Annotated in this window: 14 protein-coding genes; 4 read left to right on the top strand and 10 right to left on the bottom strand. The window is 68.4% G+C overall.

The window, feature by feature from the left end; genetic code table 11:
• Positions 1-38: 38 nt before the first annotated feature.
• Entirely contained in the window at positions 39-1,346 is a 1,308-nt protein-coding gene (locus KF887_08910; GenBank protein QYK43195.1) for a serine hydroxymethyltransferase, read from the bottom strand.
• A gap of 176 nt (positions 1,347-1,522) precedes the next feature.
• Between KF887_08910 and KF887_08915 the strand changes: the two genes are divergently transcribed.
• The gene (locus KF887_08915; protein ID QYK43196.1) at positions 1,523-2,284 is read left to right on the top strand and encodes an NAD kinase; all 762 of its coding nucleotides are present in this window, start codon (positions 1,523-1,525) and stop codon (positions 2,282-2,284) included.
• A gap of 13 nt (positions 2,285-2,297) precedes the next feature.
• On the opposite strand, the gene KF887_08920 is transcribed toward KF887_08915, so the two are convergent.
• The 3 genes from KF887_08920 to rimO form a co-directional block, all read right to left on the bottom strand.
• Complete coding sequence (locus tag KF887_08920) at positions 2,298-3,701, bottom strand: sigma-54-dependent Fis family transcriptional regulator (protein QYK43197.1); 1,404 nt, start codon at positions 3,699-3,701, stop codon at positions 2,298-2,300.
• Positions 3,698-4,261 (bottom strand): hypothetical protein, encoded by a 564-nt coding sequence (locus tag KF887_08925; protein ID QYK43198.1) that lies wholly within the window; start codon positions 4,259-4,261, stop codon positions 3,698-3,700. The genes KF887_08920 and KF887_08925 overlap by 4 nt, the downstream gene beginning before the upstream one ends.
• A gap of 132 nt (positions 4,262-4,393) precedes the next feature.
• Entirely contained in the window at positions 4,394-5,770 is a 1,377-nt protein-coding gene (rimO, locus tag KF887_08930; GenBank protein QYK43199.1) for a 30S ribosomal protein S12 methylthiotransferase RimO, read from the bottom strand.
• 148 nt (positions 5,771-5,918) lie between these two features.
• On the opposite strand from rimO, the gene KF887_08935 reads away from it, so the two are divergent.
• Positions 5,919-7,913, top strand: coding sequence for an AsmA family protein (locus KF887_08935; protein QYK43200.1), 1,995 nt, complete (start codon positions 5,919-5,921; stop codon positions 7,911-7,913).
• A gap of 9 nt (positions 7,914-7,922) precedes the next feature.
• On the opposite strand, the gene KF887_08940 is transcribed toward KF887_08935, so the two are convergent.
• Positions 7,923-8,159, bottom strand: coding sequence for a hypothetical protein (locus KF887_08940; protein ID QYK43201.1), 237 nt, complete (start codon positions 8,157-8,159; stop codon positions 7,923-7,925).
• 233 nt (positions 8,160-8,392) lie between these two features.
• Here KF887_08940 and KF887_08945 point away from each other — a divergent pair, with 233 nt between their 5' ends.
• On the top strand, positions 8,393-9,295 hold the full coding sequence (locus tag KF887_08945; protein QYK43202.1) for a DUF2219 family protein: 903 nt from the start codon (positions 8,393-8,395) through the stop codon (positions 9,293-9,295).
• Positions 9,296-9,407: 112 nt separating this feature from the next.
• Positions 9,408-10,472 (top strand): Hint domain-containing protein, encoded by a 1,065-nt coding sequence (locus KF887_08950; protein ID QYK43203.1) that lies wholly within the window; start codon positions 9,408-9,410, stop codon positions 10,470-10,472.
• A 4-nt stretch (positions 10,473-10,476) separates the two neighbouring features.
• Here KF887_08950 and KF887_08955 read toward each other — a convergent pair whose 3' ends face one another.
• The 5 genes from KF887_08955 to chrA form a co-directional block, all read right to left on the bottom strand.
• Positions 10,477-10,692: a ribbon-helix-helix domain-containing protein gene (locus tag KF887_08955; protein QYK43204.1), complete on the bottom strand. Its 216-nt coding sequence runs from the start codon at positions 10,690-10,692 to the stop codon at positions 10,477-10,479.
• Between the two features lie 85 nt (positions 10,693-10,777).
• Complete coding sequence (locus tag KF887_08960) at positions 10,778-10,969, bottom strand: DUF4169 family protein (GenBank protein ID QYK43205.1); 192 nt, start codon at positions 10,967-10,969, stop codon at positions 10,778-10,780.
• 2 nt (positions 10,970-10,971) lie between these two features.
• Positions 10,972-12,366, bottom strand: coding sequence for a class II fumarate hydratase (fumC, locus tag KF887_08965; GenBank protein QYK43206.1), 1,395 nt, complete (start codon positions 12,364-12,366; stop codon positions 10,972-10,974).
• Positions 12,367-12,455: 89 nt separating this feature from the next.
• Positions 12,456-12,908: a hypothetical protein gene (locus KF887_08970; protein QYK43498.1), complete on the bottom strand. Its 453-nt coding sequence runs from the start codon at positions 12,906-12,908 to the stop codon at positions 12,456-12,458.
• Positions 12,909-12,978: 70 nt separating this feature from the next.
• A complete protein-coding gene (chrA, locus tag KF887_08975; GenBank protein ID QYK43207.1) occupies positions 12,979-14,253 on the bottom strand; it encodes a chromate efflux transporter in 1,275 nt (424 codons plus the stop codon).
• Positions 14,254-14,323 lie beyond the last annotated feature (70 nt).

Consider the following 14,323-nt stretch of genomic DNA (forward strand, 5'->3'; position numbering starts at 1 on the left):
CGGCGGGTGGCCGGGGGTGTGCCCCCCGGCGTCCCGGTTCAGAGACCCGGATAGATCGGAAAGCGGGCGCAGAGCGCCGCGACCTTGGCCTTCACCGCCTCTTCGACGGTGCTGTTGCCATCCTCGCCATGGGCCGCGAGCCCGTCCACCACCTCGACGATCAGATCGCCGATCAGGCGGAATTCGGCCTCGCCGAAGCCCCGGGTGGTGCCTGCGGGCGTGCCAAGGCGAATACCCGAGGTGACCGTGGGCTTTTCGGTGTCGAAGGGGATGCCGTTCTTGTTGCAGGTGATGTGGGCGCGGCCGAGCGCCTTTTCCGTGGCATTGCCCTTCACGCCCTTGGGCCGAAGGTCGACGAGCATCAGGTGGCAGTCGGTTCCGCCGGTCACGATGTCGAGCCCGCCCTTCATCAGCTGATCGGCAAGCGCCTGGGCGTTGCGGATGACCTGCGCCTGGTAGGTCTTGAACTCGGGGCGCAGCGCCTCGCCGAAGGCCACGGCCTTGGCGGCGATGACATGCATCAGCGGGCCGCCCTGGATGCCGGGGAAGATCGCCGCGTTGACCTTTTTCGCGATGTCCTCGTCGTTGGTCAGGATCATGCCGCCGCGGGGGCCGCGCAGCGTCTTGTGGGTGGTGGTGGTCACGACATGGGCATGCGGGAACGGATCGGGATACAGCCCGGCAGCCACCAGGCCCGCGAAATGCGCGATGTCCGCCAGCAGGAAGGCACCGACGCTGTCGGCAATCTGGCGCATGCGGGCAAAGTCGATGTGGCGGGGGATCGCGCTGCCCCCGGCGATGATCATCTTCGGCTTGTGTTCGGCGGTCAGGGCGGCGATCTGGTCGTAGTCGATGGTCAGGTCCTGGCGGCGGACGCCATACTGGATGGCATTGAACCACTTGCCCGACTGGTTCGGCCTGGCCCCGTGGGTCAGGTGGCCGCCGGCGTCGAGGCTCTGGCCAAGGATGGTGTCTCCGGGGGTCAGGAGCGCGGTGAACACGCCCTGGTTGGCCTGGCTGCCCGAGTTCGGCTGGACATTCGCGAAGGCGCAGCCGAACAGCTGGCGGGCACGGTCGATCGCCAGGTTCTCGGCCACGTCGACATGCTGGCAGCCGCCGTAATAGCGGCGGCCGGGGTAGCCCTCGGCGTATTTGTTCGTCATCACGCCGCCCTGAGCCTCCATCACGGCGCGGCTCACGATGTTCTCCGACGCGATCAGTTCGATCTCGTCGCGCTGGCGGCCGAGTTCGGCCGCCATCGCGGCGGCAAGCGCGGGGTCGCGGGTGGCCAGCGTGTCGGTGAAGAAACCGGGATCGCGGTGCGGGGCATCGGCGGGGGCGTTCATGGGCGGCTCCTGTTCCGGGGGTGGCGCACAGATAGAGCAGGACGGCACCGGCGAAAAGCGCCGAAAGCGACGCAGATGCAGGCACCCGCGAAGGCCGCACGGGCGGGGTTGTGCCCGGGGCGGGGGGCGGGCAAGACTGCCGCAGGTCCGGCAGCGTTGCCGGAGGGAAGGAGCCCATGGAGCGCATCGCCTTTCTGGCCAGCCCGGCGCCTGCCGCGCAGGCGGCGCTGACTGAACTGACCGATGTCCATGGCCAGCATCCGCCCGAGGCGGCCGAGGTGATTGTGGCGCTCGGCGGCGACGGGTTCATGCTGCAGACACTGTCGGCGGTGCAGGGGCTCGGCGTGCCGGTCTATGGCATGAATTGCGGCACGGTGGGGTTCATGATGAACGCCTACGCCGCCGAGGGCCTGGCCGCGCGGGTGGCGGCGGCGGTGGAGGAGGTGCTGAACCCGCTGGTGATGGAGGCACTGGATGCCGACGGCATCCTGCACCGGGCGCTGGCGATCAACGAGGTCAGCCTGCTGCGCGAAGGGCCGCAGGCGGCCAAGCTGCGCATCCTGATCGACGGGCGCGAGCGGCTGGGCGAACTGGTCTGCGACGGGGCCCTGGTGGCGACGCCCGCCGGTTCGACCGCCTACAACTATTCGGCGCACGGGCCGATCCTGCCCATCGGGGCGGATGTGCTGGCGCTGACGGCGGTGGCGGCATTCCGTCCGCGTCGGTGGCGCGGCGCCCTTGTGCCGAAGTCGGCCGAGGTCACCTTCGAGATTCTGGAGCCCGAGAAGCGCCCGGTGATGGCGGATGCCGACAGCCGCCATTCGGTGCGAAGCGTACGGCGTGTGACGGTGCGATCCGACGGGACGGTCAGCCACCGCATCCTGTTTGATCCGGGGCACGGGCTGGACGAGCGGCTGATCCGCGAGCAATTCGTCTGACGTTCGGGTGCCGTCAGGTGCGGCCCTCACCCCAGGCATCGAGCTTGCGATAGAGCGTGGAGGGCGACAGGTCGAGCTCGCGCGCGGCGCGGGGCACCGACCCCCCGTGACGGTCGAGCGCCGCCATGATCGCCTGCCGTTCGATCTGCGCGAGTGTCAGCCCGGCAAAGGGATCGCCCCCTGACAGCGCCCGCGCCGAGGCCCCGGCGCTGCGGGCCAGCGCGGCGGCCTCTGCCACGAAGCTCTCGGGCAGCATCTCGAGCGTGACCTGTCCGCCATCGTTCAGCACCACGATGTTGCGGATGACGTTCAGCACCTGCCGCACGTTGCCCGGCCAGCGATGGGCGCGGAACAGCGCCTGCACCTCGGGTGAAAGCCCGTCGAAATGCCGGCTTTCCTCTTCGGCAAAACGTTGCAGGGCGGCCTCGGCGATCTCGATCACATCGCCCAGCCGTTCGCGCAGCGGCGGCATGTGGACCGGAACGACATAGAGCCTGTAGTAGAGGTCTTCGCGGAACAGGCCCCGGCGGACCGCGTCGAGCGGATCGCGGTTGGTGGCGCAGACGATGCGGACGTTCACCTTGCGCGGCCGCACCGCGCCGACCGGGGTGACGGTGGAGGTTTGCAGGAATCGCAGCAGCTTGGTCTGCAGCGCGGGCAGCATCTCGCACACTTCGTCCAGAAACAGCGTGCCACCGTCGGCGGCAACCGCCGCGCCGGGCTTGTCGGACACGGCGCCGGTGAAGCTGCCCTTCACATGGCCGAACACCTCGGACTCCAGCAGGTCCTGCGGGATCGCCCCGCAGTTCAGCGCGATGAAGGGTCCGTTGGCGCGCCCGGAATGCTGATGCACGGCAAGCGCCGCCAGTTCCTTGCCGGTGCCGCTTTCGCCGGTGATGAACACCGTGGCCATCGACCCCGCCACCGATCGGATCATCGCGTCGACCCGCCGGATGGCAGGCGAGGTGCCGATCATGCCGGCGGGATTTGCGGCGGCGATGCGGGGCGGGGGCGCAGGCGGCGCGCTGCGCAGCGCATTGGCGACGGCGGCGACAAAGCGCGTCTCGTCCACCGGCTTGACGAGGAAATCGTGCGCGCCCGCCCGCATCGCATCGACCGCACGCTGGATCGACCCGTTGGCGGTGACCACGATCACCTTCAGCCCCGGTTCCCGCGCAAGGAGGTCGCGCAGCAGGTCAAGGCCGTCGCGATCGGGCAGCATCAGGTCGAGCAGGATTGCGGCGGGGCGGTGCGTCTCGAAGGCGCGCATGGCCTCGGCTGCGGTTCCTGCGGTGCGGACGCGGTGCCCGGCCTCGATCAGCAGGGCGCGATAGACGAGTTGCAGCGACAGCGCATCCTCGATCACCAGGATGTCGGGGCCGGTATCCGGCAGGGTGCGTGCCGCCGCCTTTGTCATGTTGCCTGGCTGCCGAGGCCGGTGTTGATTCGGGCCAGGATGGCGTCGAAACAGGCCTCGATCAGAAGGGGCAGTTCGGGGTGAAGCGTGGCGTCCGAACCCGCCTGAAGCGCGAGCGCGGCGCGGTGCAGGCCGGTGGCACCGCAGGTTCCGGCCACCGCGATCAGGCTGTGTGCGTGGCGGCGCAGCGTGGCGACGTCCGGCGGCGGCCCGAAGGCCGTGACGATGCCGCGGCGCATGGTTTCGAGATCCGCCTTCAGGCGGGTGGTCAGGTCGGCCGCATCGGCAGGGCCGATCAGTGCAAAAAGCCGGTTGAGCGGTGCGGGATCGAAGGCGGCGGGGTCGATGTCGGGATGCGTGCCGGGAAACTGCGGATCGGGGCCCCCGACGATGTCCCGCAGGCGTTCCGCCGCTGCCAGGGCGGTGATCAGGCTTTGCCGTTCGCCCGGTGACAGATCGGCGCCGATCAGTCCGGCAAGTCCGGCCCGCAGTTCGACGAGCGCCGCCGCGGCGTGGCCCGGTGCGGGCAGCAGCCTGTCGCGCCCGGGGTCCGACGTCATGCTGCGCCCCCGAGGGGGCAAATGACCGGCGGGGATCCGCATGTCGTGCAAGGTTGTGGCATGGGCCGAAGTTACCCGCTGCACGCGTCATGTCCAGTGGGATGCGTCCGGAACCGCGCGGTTGCCCCTGCGTCAACCTGCGGCGGGGCGGCCCCAAAGGTCGTATTCCCCGGCCTCGTCCACCACGACCGTCAGGATGTCGCCGGGAGACAGGCCTGCGAAACCTTCGTCGATGAACAGGTTCCCGTCGATCTCGGGGGCATCGGCCATGGTGCGGCAGGTCGCGCCCTCGGTATCGACGGCGTCCACGATGACGGTCAGGTGTTGCCCCACCCGGTCCGCGAGTTTCGCGGCGCTGATCGCCTGCGCCTTTTCCATGAACCGGGCGAAGCGGTCTTCCTTGATCTCGTCGGGCACGTGGTCGGGAAGGTCGTTCGACCGCGCACCCTTGACGTTCTCGTAGCGGAAGGCGCCGACCCGGTCGAGTTTCGCCTCGTCCAGCCAGTCGAGCAGGGTCTGGAACTCGGCCTCGGTCTCGCCGGGGTAGCCCACGATGAAGGTCGACCGCAGCGCCAGCTCAGGGCAGATCGCTCGCCATGCCGCGATCTCGTCCAGCGTCCGGGCCGCGGCGGCAGGCCGGGCCATGCGCTTCAGCGTGTCGGGGTGGGCGTGCTGGAACGGTATGTCCAGATAGGGCAGCACCAGACCTTCGGCCATCAGCGGGATCAGCTCGCGCACATGCGGGTAGGGATAGACATAGTGCAGCCGCACCCATGCACCCAGCGATCCCAGATCGCGCGCAAGGTCGGTGATGTGGGCACGGTGCCCGCGGTCCTCCGCATGCTTGAGGTCGACGCCATAGGCCGAGGTATCCTGGCTGATGACGAGCAGTTCCCGCACGCCCGCCGCGACCAGCCTTTCGGCCTCCTTCATCACCGCAAAGGCCGGGCGGCTGACCAGACGCCCCCGCATGTCGGGGATGATGCAGAACCGGCACTTGTGGTTGCAGCCTTCGGAAATCTTCAGATAGCTGTAGTGGCGCGGCGTGAGGCTGACCGATGACGCGGGCAGAAGGTCGATGAACGGATCCGGCGCGGGGGGCACCGCGGCGTGGACGGCATCGACAACCGCCTCGTACTGGTGCGGGCCTGTGACGGCCATCACCTTGGGATGCGCACCGGTGATGTAGTCGGGTTCGGCCCCGAGGCAGCCGGTGACGATCACCCGGCCGTTCTCGCGCAACGCCTCGCCGATGGCGTCGAGGCTTTCGGCCTTGGCGCTGTCGAGAAAGCCGCAGGTGTTCACGATCACCGCATCGGCACCGTGGTAGTTCGGGCTGATCGCATAGCCCTCGGCGCGCAGCCGGGTCAGGATGCGTTCGCTGTCGACCAGTGCCTTGGGGCAGCCGAGGCTGACCATTCCGATTGTCGGCTGCCCGTCGCGACGGGGTGTGTCGGGGACCGAGGCGCGTGCCAGATCGGGGCGCAGAAGGGGCGGGTTCGTGGTCATGCGCGCGGTATAGCGCGGGGGCGGCGCCGCGAACAGGGGGGCGCACGGCGGCGGTTCGCTCACCTTTTCGGGCGGAGGGTGGCGATGGCTTGCCCCGGGGGGTGCCTGCGCCTTACACTTTCCATATCTGGTGGAAAGTGGGGTGGCCATGCGCTTGATCCTGCGGGGCCTGTCGGTGATCGTCGTGCTTGTCGGGCTGGCGTTTGCCGCGCTGTGGCTGATACCGGCCGATGTCATCGCGCGCGCCGCCGGCACCGAGTTCCAGCGGCTGACCGGCCGGACGCTGACGGTCGAGGGCGATGTGCGTCCGACGCTGTGGCCGGTGATAGGCATTTCCACCGGCCGTGTCACGCTGGCCAATGCCGACTGGTCCGGCGAAGGGCCGATGCTTGTCGCCGAGGACCTGTCGGTCGCGCTTGATGTGGCAGCGGCGCTGCGGGGCCAGGTGAAGATCCGCCAGATCGATCTGCGGGGCGCCCGGCTGGTGCTGGAGCGCGGCGCGGATGGTCGGGAGAACTGGAACCTCGGCGGCAACCCTGCGCCTCCGCCGGGCGACGGGACAGGTGCTGCGGCGGATGGCACGGTGACCGGCTGGGACCGGCTGGTCGTGACGGATGCGGCCGTGCTGTGGATCGACCATGCGTCGGCTACGCGCATCGCCGTCGAGGGGATTGCGGCCGAGGCCGCCTGGCCCGCCCCCGATGCGCCCCTGACGCTGACCGCCGAAGGCCGGATGGCGGATACGCCGCTGCGGCTTTCGGCAGAGCTGGCGGATGCCGCAACCCTGCTGGCGGGCGGGGTCGGCGGCGTTTCGCTGCGCGTTGCCGCGGGCGGCAGCACGGCGGACTTCGACGGGCGCGCCGGGCTGGTTCCGGCGGTTGCCGAGGGCCGCCTGGCGCTGAACCTCGCCGACATGCGCGCTGTTGCCGCGCTGACCGGGCAGTCGCCGCCCGACCTGCCTGAGGGGATGGGGCGGCGCCTGCGCGAGATGACCGGGCAGGTGACGCTTGCGCCGGCCGGTTCGCTGCATCTGCGGGATGCTGCGGTCACGCTGGACGGCAACCGCATCGCCGTTGCCGCCGATCTGACCCTTGACGGGCCTCGCCCGAAACTCGCGGCGCAGGTGCAGGCGGGCACGCTGACCATGCCGGGCATGACCGGGGGCGGCGATGGCGGGGGCGACGCGGGAACCGATGCGGGCTGGAGCCGCGAGCGCATCGACGTATCGGCGCTTGCGACCCTGGATGCCGAGGTTGCGCTGACGGCCGAGACCGTTGACCTTGGCGGCACAAGGGCCGGGCCGCTGCGGATGATGCTGACCGTGGACCGGGCGCGCGCCGTGATCGAGGCACGCGAACTGCAGGCGTTCGGCGGCCAGATTTCCGGGCAGTTCGTGGTGAACGGGCGCGGGGGGTTGTCTGTCGGCGGTGATCTGGTGCTGGCGGGGCTGGCGATGCAGCCGCTGCTGTCGCAGCTTGCCGGATATGACCGGCTGATCTCCAACGGAGACCTGCGGGTCAAGTTCCTGGGCGTCGGCGACAGCATGGCGACGATCATGGCGTCGCTGAAGGGTGACGGTCGCGTGGTTCTTGGCCAGGGCGAACTGCGCGGCTTTGACCTGTTGGGAATGCTGCGCCGGCTGGATGCCAGCTATGTCGGGCCAGGGCAGACCACGATCTTCAACGGGCTCAGCGCGAGCTTCACCGTCGAGAATGGCGTGTTGCGCAATGACGACCTGCGGATGACCGCACCCTATGTCACGGCGTCCGGGCAGGGCACCGTGGGGCTCGGGGCGCAGGTGATCGACTACCGCATCACGCCGACGGCCCTGACCAAGGAGGATGGCACGGGCGGCGTCCGGGTGCCGCTGATCGTGTCCGGGCCGTGGTCCGACCCGCGGTTCAGGCTGGATCTGAAGGCGCTTGCCGATCAGGAACTTGCCGAGGAACGGGCGCGGCTGGAAGCGCGTGCCAAGGAGGCAGAGGCAAAGGCCAGGGCCCAGCTAGAGGCCAAGGCCGCCGAGGAACTGGGCGTCGTGCGTCAGGACGGCGAAAGCCTGGAGGATGCGGCAAAGCGCCGGGCGGAAGAGGCGTTGCGCGATGAGGCGGGGCGTGCGCTGAACCGTCTGCTGGGCGGAAACTGACCTGAACCGTCAGCGCACGTTCTTGATCACCTCTTGCGAGATCTTGTTCGCCTCGGTCTGAAGGTCCGAGATCTTCTTCATCGTCTCGGACAGCTTCTTCATGCTCTGCTGAACTTCGTTGTTCGGCTTGTCCGTGTCGCCGATCTTGTCCTCGAGGTCCTTGACGACCTTGGCGAGGTCCTTGCTGTCGCTGGTAATGGTCTTTGCGTGTTTCGTGACTTCCTTGATGATCTTTCCGAAGCTCATAACAGGTTCTCCCACGGAACAATGTGGCGAGAGTAAAGCAAACCCGCACAGGTTTTGAAAGCGCCACGTGGTGACGGACCGGGCCAAGGCCGTGCGTAAACAGCTTTTTCGAGCGTTGCCCGGACCTTCCGGGGCGATGTTCACAGCATGTGTCCCGCGCGCACTAGCGGCGGCGGGCGGTTCGGGGTAAATCCCGGAACAGGCTGGGGGGCCTGACACGAACGGGGTTCGAGATGAGATGGGTTCTCCCCGCGCTGATCGCGCTTTTTCCGATGCTTTCCGCACCGGCGATCGCGCAGGATCGCACCACGCTGGGCTTTGGCCGGCTGTTTTCCAACGATGGCCTTGGCGATGCGCGCGACCGGTGGCGCACGGGCGCCTACACCGTAAGCATGGTGCGCGGCAGCGACTGGCGCGGGGCTGCCCCTGCGCGGTTCGGCGACATGCTGGAGTACCGCCTGCGGGCCGAGATCGTGGCGCCCGAGAACCTGAGCCGTCCCGCTGCGGGCGACCGGCGCTACGCGGGCCTTCTGTCGATCGGCGTCCACACGCATTTCGACATGAGCGGGTTCGAGACCCGGCTGGGCCTCGATCTGGTCGGCACGGGGCCGGGCACGGGCCTGGGTCGGTTCCAGTCCTGGGCGCACGGCATCTTCGACCTGCCGAAGCCCGACCTGTCGCGCCAGATCCCGAACGGCATCCATCCGACCGCCTCGGTCGAGGTCGGACGCGCGTTCGCCCTGGGCGGCACGGTCGTCCGTCCCTTTGTCGAGGCGCAGGCGGGGATCGAGACCTTCGTGCGGAGCGGCGCGGATGTCACCGTCGGCCGGTTCGGGACCGGCGCCCTGATGCTGCGCGACACCACCACCGGCCAGCGCTATCACGGCATCCGGGGCCCCGAGGCACCCGGGTTCAGCTTTACCTTCGGGGGCGACGTGGCGCGGGTGTTCGACAGCGCGCTGCTGCCTGCCGGCGGGCCTGCCCACCGCGAAAATCGCCACCGGCTGCGCGCCGGGGTGCATTGGCAGGGCGCGACTTCGGAGCTGTTCTATGGCCTGACGCATCTGGGCCCCGAGTTCGAGGGGCAGCATGACGGACAGATGGTCGGGTCGATTCGCGCGCGGATCAGGTTCTGATCCACCTCCTGCACGACTTTCCGGCAATTGTGTCTTTTCTGCCCTATTCAGGTGAAGTTCGTCCTGTTAACCTTTGTGCACAAACGACAAAAAACGAGCAGGCATACAGGCGATGGGAACGGGCTTTCGGGCGACGTTCGTCATGTCCTGGTCTCAGACGGAAGTGGACGGCCTTCGCGCTGCCCCTGTCAGCATGATCGCCCCCGGCGCCGCGTGGCGCTGGACGGGTCAGGCCGTGCGGGTTGACGGGGTGCCCGAGATCCTCCCTCTGACCGGGGCCGAGGGCGGGGCGGAATTGCGTGCGCGGGCGGCGCGCATGGTGCGGCGGCTGGTGGGGGAGGCGGTCCACGGGGCCGTGCCGAAACCCGCGATGGCTGGGGCCGAGGCGATGGTGGATCGCGGCTTTGTCCTGACGGATGGGCGGACGTGCCATGTCGCCACGGTGATCGAGGTGGCGGATACCGGCGCGCGGCTGGTGATGTTTGCGGGCGACCTGCCACCACCGGACACCGATCTCTGGATCGTGCGGTCGTCGCTGGGTGACGCGCCGGTGGCCGATCCCGCGACGCAGGCCGGGGTAATCTGCTTCACGCCGGGCACGCTGTTGCGCACTGCCGGTGGCAGCGTGCGGATCGAGGATCTGCGTCCCGGCGATCGCATACAGACGCGTGACGACGGCCCGCAGGAGGTGCTGTGGACCGGACGTCGCCGGATGACCGGCGCAAGGCTCTACGCCATGCCGCACCTGCGGCCGGTTCGGTTCCGTGCCGGTGCCATGGGGGTCGGCCGGCCAGACCGCGACCTTCTGGTATCACCGCGTCACCGGATGCTGGTGCGCGGCCCTGCGGCGCGTGCGCTGTTCAACGCCGAGGAAGTTCTGGTGGCGGCGGCCGACCTGGTCAACGGCGGGTCCATCACGGTCGATCTGGCCGCGCGCGAGGTGACCTATGTGCATGTCCTGCTGGAACGGCACGAGGTTGTCTGGGCAAACGGGTTGGCCACCGAAAGCTTCCACCCAGGGGCAGCGGCGCTTGACACGCTTGATCCGCATGACCGTTTCGCGCTCGAGGCGATCTTGCCCGAGGTGGCGGGTGATCCGATGGCCTATGGCGACTTCGCCAGACGCTGCCTGACGACGGCCGAGGCGGCGATACTGCGGCACGATCTGGCGGCCTGACCGGTCAGCGCCGCCAATGGTTCAGCACGAAGACACGGATTGCCGAGGCAAGGCCGATGTCCGGCCCGCGCGCGTCATCGATCCGCGCGGCAAGCGCGTTGATTCCGCAGCCCTGCGCATCGGCGATCTCGCGGAATGCCGCCCAGAATTCGGGTTCCAGCGACACGCTGGTCCGGTGGCCGCGCAGGGTGAGCGAATGCTTTTCGGGTCGCGTGGTCATTGCGATACGCTACTGCCCGGCCGACCCTGACCGCCCGCGCTGGCGTTGGTGTTGGGGTGGGCAGAGTTTTTTCGGGCCGGGGCGATCATTCGTCGGATGCTTCATGCCCGATCCGCTTGCCGTCGAGTTCCGCCCGCGCGCGGGCGGTATCCTGCGCCTCGCGCGCCTTCTGGGCGGCGGTCCGGCCGAAGCGGACCGCGTTCTCGTCCGCCCTGGCGCGGGCGGCCTTGCGGGCCGCCTGCTTCCTGGCGTTACGCAGGTTGACGACCTCGCCCACCCTCAGCCCTTCGGTCCGATCATGTCCTCGGGCCGCACGATGCGGTCGAAGGTCTCGGCGTCGACGAAGCCAAGCGCGATGGCCTCTTCCTTCAGCGTGGTGCCGTTCCTGTGGGCTGTCTTGGCGACCTTGGTGGCATTGTCATAGCCGATGGTCGGTGCGAGCGCGGTAACCAGCATCAGCGACTCGTTCATCAGCTTGTCGATCCGCGCGATATTGGCCTGGGTGCCCGCCACCATGTTGTCGGTGAAGGACGATGCAGCATCGCCCAGCAACTGCATGGACTGCAGCACGTTGTAGGCCATCATGGGGTTGTAGACGTTCAGTTCGAAATGCCCCTGCGACCCCGCGAAACCCACCGCCGCGTCGTTGCCCATGACATGCGCGCAGACCATGGTCAGCGCTTCGGCCTGCGTCGGGTTCACCTTGCCGGGCATGATCGACGAACCCGGTTCGTTTTCGGGCAGGATCAGCTCGCCCAGGCCCGAACGGGGGCCGGAACCCAGAAGCCGCAGGTCGTTGGCGATCTTGAAAAGGCTGGCCGCCACGGTTTTCAGCGCCCCCGAGAACATGACCATCGCGTCATGCGCGGCAAGGGCCTCGAACTTGTTCGGGGCGGTGACGAAGGGCAGGCCGGTGATCTCGGCGATCTGCGCCGCCACGCGGGTATCCCAGCCGACGCGGGTGTTCAGGCCGGTGCCGACAGCGGTGCCGCCCTGCGCCAGTTCGTAGATGTCGGGCAGGCAGGCCTTCACCCGCGCAATGCCCTTGTCAACCTGCGTGGCATAGCCCGAAAACTCCTGCCCCAGTGTCAGCGGCGTGGCGTCCTGCGTATGCGTGCGGCCGATCTTGATGATGTCCTTGAACTCGGCCGACTTGGCCCAAAGCCCGGCCGAAAGCTTCTCCAGCCCCGGGATCAAGACGTCACGCGCCATCATTCCGATGGCCACATGCATCGCGGTGGGGAAGGTGTCGTTGGACGATTGACCCATGTTGACATGGTCGTTCGGATGCACGGGCTTCTTCGACCCCATCGCGCCGCCCAGCATCTCGATCGCGCGGTTCGAAATCACCTCGTTCGCATTCATGTTCGACTGCGTGCCCGATCCGGTCTGCCAGACGACCAGCGGGAAGTTGTCGTCGAACTTTCCGTCGATGACTTCCTGCGCCGCTGCGGCTATGGCCTCGCCCAGATCCCTTGGGATGTCGCCCTGCGCGATGTTCACAAGGGCGCAGGCCTTCTTGATGACACCAAGCGCCCGCACGATCGCGACGGGCTGCCGTTCCCACCCAATCGGGAAGTTGATGATCGAGCGCTGCGTCTGCGCGCCCCAGTACTTGTCTGCAGGCACCTCGAGCGGGCCGAAGCTGTCGGTTTCGGTACGGGTCGCGGACATGGTGGCCTCCGGCTGCGGATTGTCGCAAGGGGACTAGCCGCAGGGGGACGGGAAATCAATCGGCATGCCGTCGCATACCGCCGCGCAGGCTATTTCCGGAACTTGTCCAGACTGACGACCTCGGCATCCTGACGGGGCGGCGCCTCGGACAGGTCGTCGTCATCCTCGCCCTCTTCGTCATCCTCGTCCTCATGCGTCTCGAAGCGCAAGCCGAACTCGACGGAGGGGTCAACGAAGGTGCGGACGGCGTCGAAGGGAATGGCGAGCGGTTCGGGCTGGTTGCCGAAATTCAGCGTGACGGTAAACCCGTCATCGGTGACCTGCAGATTCTCGAACCAGTGCTGGATCACAACCGTCATCTCGGCCGGATACCGCGCGCGCAACCAGTCGGCCATCTCGACCCGGGGGTGCGTGGTGTCGAAGGTGATGAAGAAATGGTGGGCACCCGGCAGCCCGTTCTCGGCAACATCCGACAGGACGGACTGGATCAGTCCGCGCATCGCCCGGTGCATCAGGTTGCCGTAGTCGATGCCGCGCGCCATGGCCGTTCCTCGCCTTTCGGGGGTCAGCATAGGGGATTCCCCCCGGATGGGAAGGGGGCGGGGAGGTTGATCAGACGAGAAACGAGATCGCGCCCGACAGGCCCGCGCAAAGGGCCAGCGTGGCCAGGATTCCGGCATGCCGGACGAGGATCAGCCATCCTGCGATCAGCCCCAGGGCGAGTGCAACGAGGTCGATCGACGATGGGTCGGGCAGGGCGACGCGCAGTGGTCCGGCCTGCAGAAGCCCGACCCGCGCAAAGACGACATGCAGGGCGAACCAGACCGAGAGGTTGGCGATCACCCCCACGACTGCTGCCGTGATCGCGGCCAGCGCACCGGACAGCCGCGGCGCTGTGGCTAGGCGTTCGACAAAGGGGGCGCCCGCAAAGATCCATAGGAAACAGGGTGCAAAGGTCATCCAGAGCGCGGTTGCGGCCCCTGCGGCGCCCAGCCAGACACCGCCTGCCCGGTGCCCCGCCAGGTAGCCCACGAATTCGGTGACAAGGATCAGCGGTCCGGGGGTGGTTTCGGCGAGTCCGAGCGCGTCGATCATCTGCTGCAGGCTGAGCCAGCCCTTCTCGTGCACGACGGCCTGTGTCATCCAGGCGAGCACGGCATAGGCGCCGCCGAATGTCATCACCGCAAGCTGCGAAAAGAAGAGGCCGATTTCCCAAAGCAACCCGCCCTCGGCCAGTCCGAGCGCAGCGAGCGGAACCAGCCAGACCGCACCCCAGATCGCGATGCGCCCGATTGCCGCGCGGAGCGCCTGCGGCGGCAGCGGGGGGCCCGTGACGGCCGCGCCGCGCGTCGTCACAAGCCCCCAGAGCGCGGCGGCGGCCACGACCACCGGAAAGGGCAGGTTGAACAGGAACAGCGCCGCGAACGCAAGTGCGGCCAAGACCCAGTGCGCCCCCGTATGGAGCGCCTTGCGCGCCACCCGCAACAGGGCATGCAGCACGATCGCCAGGACCGCCGCCTGCACGCCCGCGAACAGGGCGGCGACCAGCGGCACCTGCCCAAAGGCGGCGTAGGCCATGGCCAGCGCCAGCACCACGAGCGCCCCCGGCGCCACGAAAAGCAGGCCCGCGATCAGGCCGCCCGCCGTTCCGTGCAGCCGCCATCCCGCATAGGTCGCAAGCTGCATCGCCTCGGGCCCCGGCAACATCATGCAGAACGAAAGGGCGCGCAGATACTCGGCTTCGGTCAGCCAGTGGCGGCGATCCACCAGCTCGTGGTGCATCATCGCGATCTGTGCTGCAGGGCCGCCGAACGAGGTGACGCCGATGCGCCCGAAAACCTGCGTGACATCTGCCAGGGTCGGGGCCGCGCGGTGCGTTTCGGTCATGGTCGATCTCTTCCCCGGGGCCGTCCGACGATTCGCGGTGCAGGCAGGGATAGCGGCGGGACGATCGGGG

Source organism: Paracoccaceae bacterium (assembly GCA_019454225.1).
In the GTDB taxonomy this organism is placed as follows: Bacteria; Pseudomonadota; Alphaproteobacteria; order Rhodobacterales; family Rhodobacteraceae.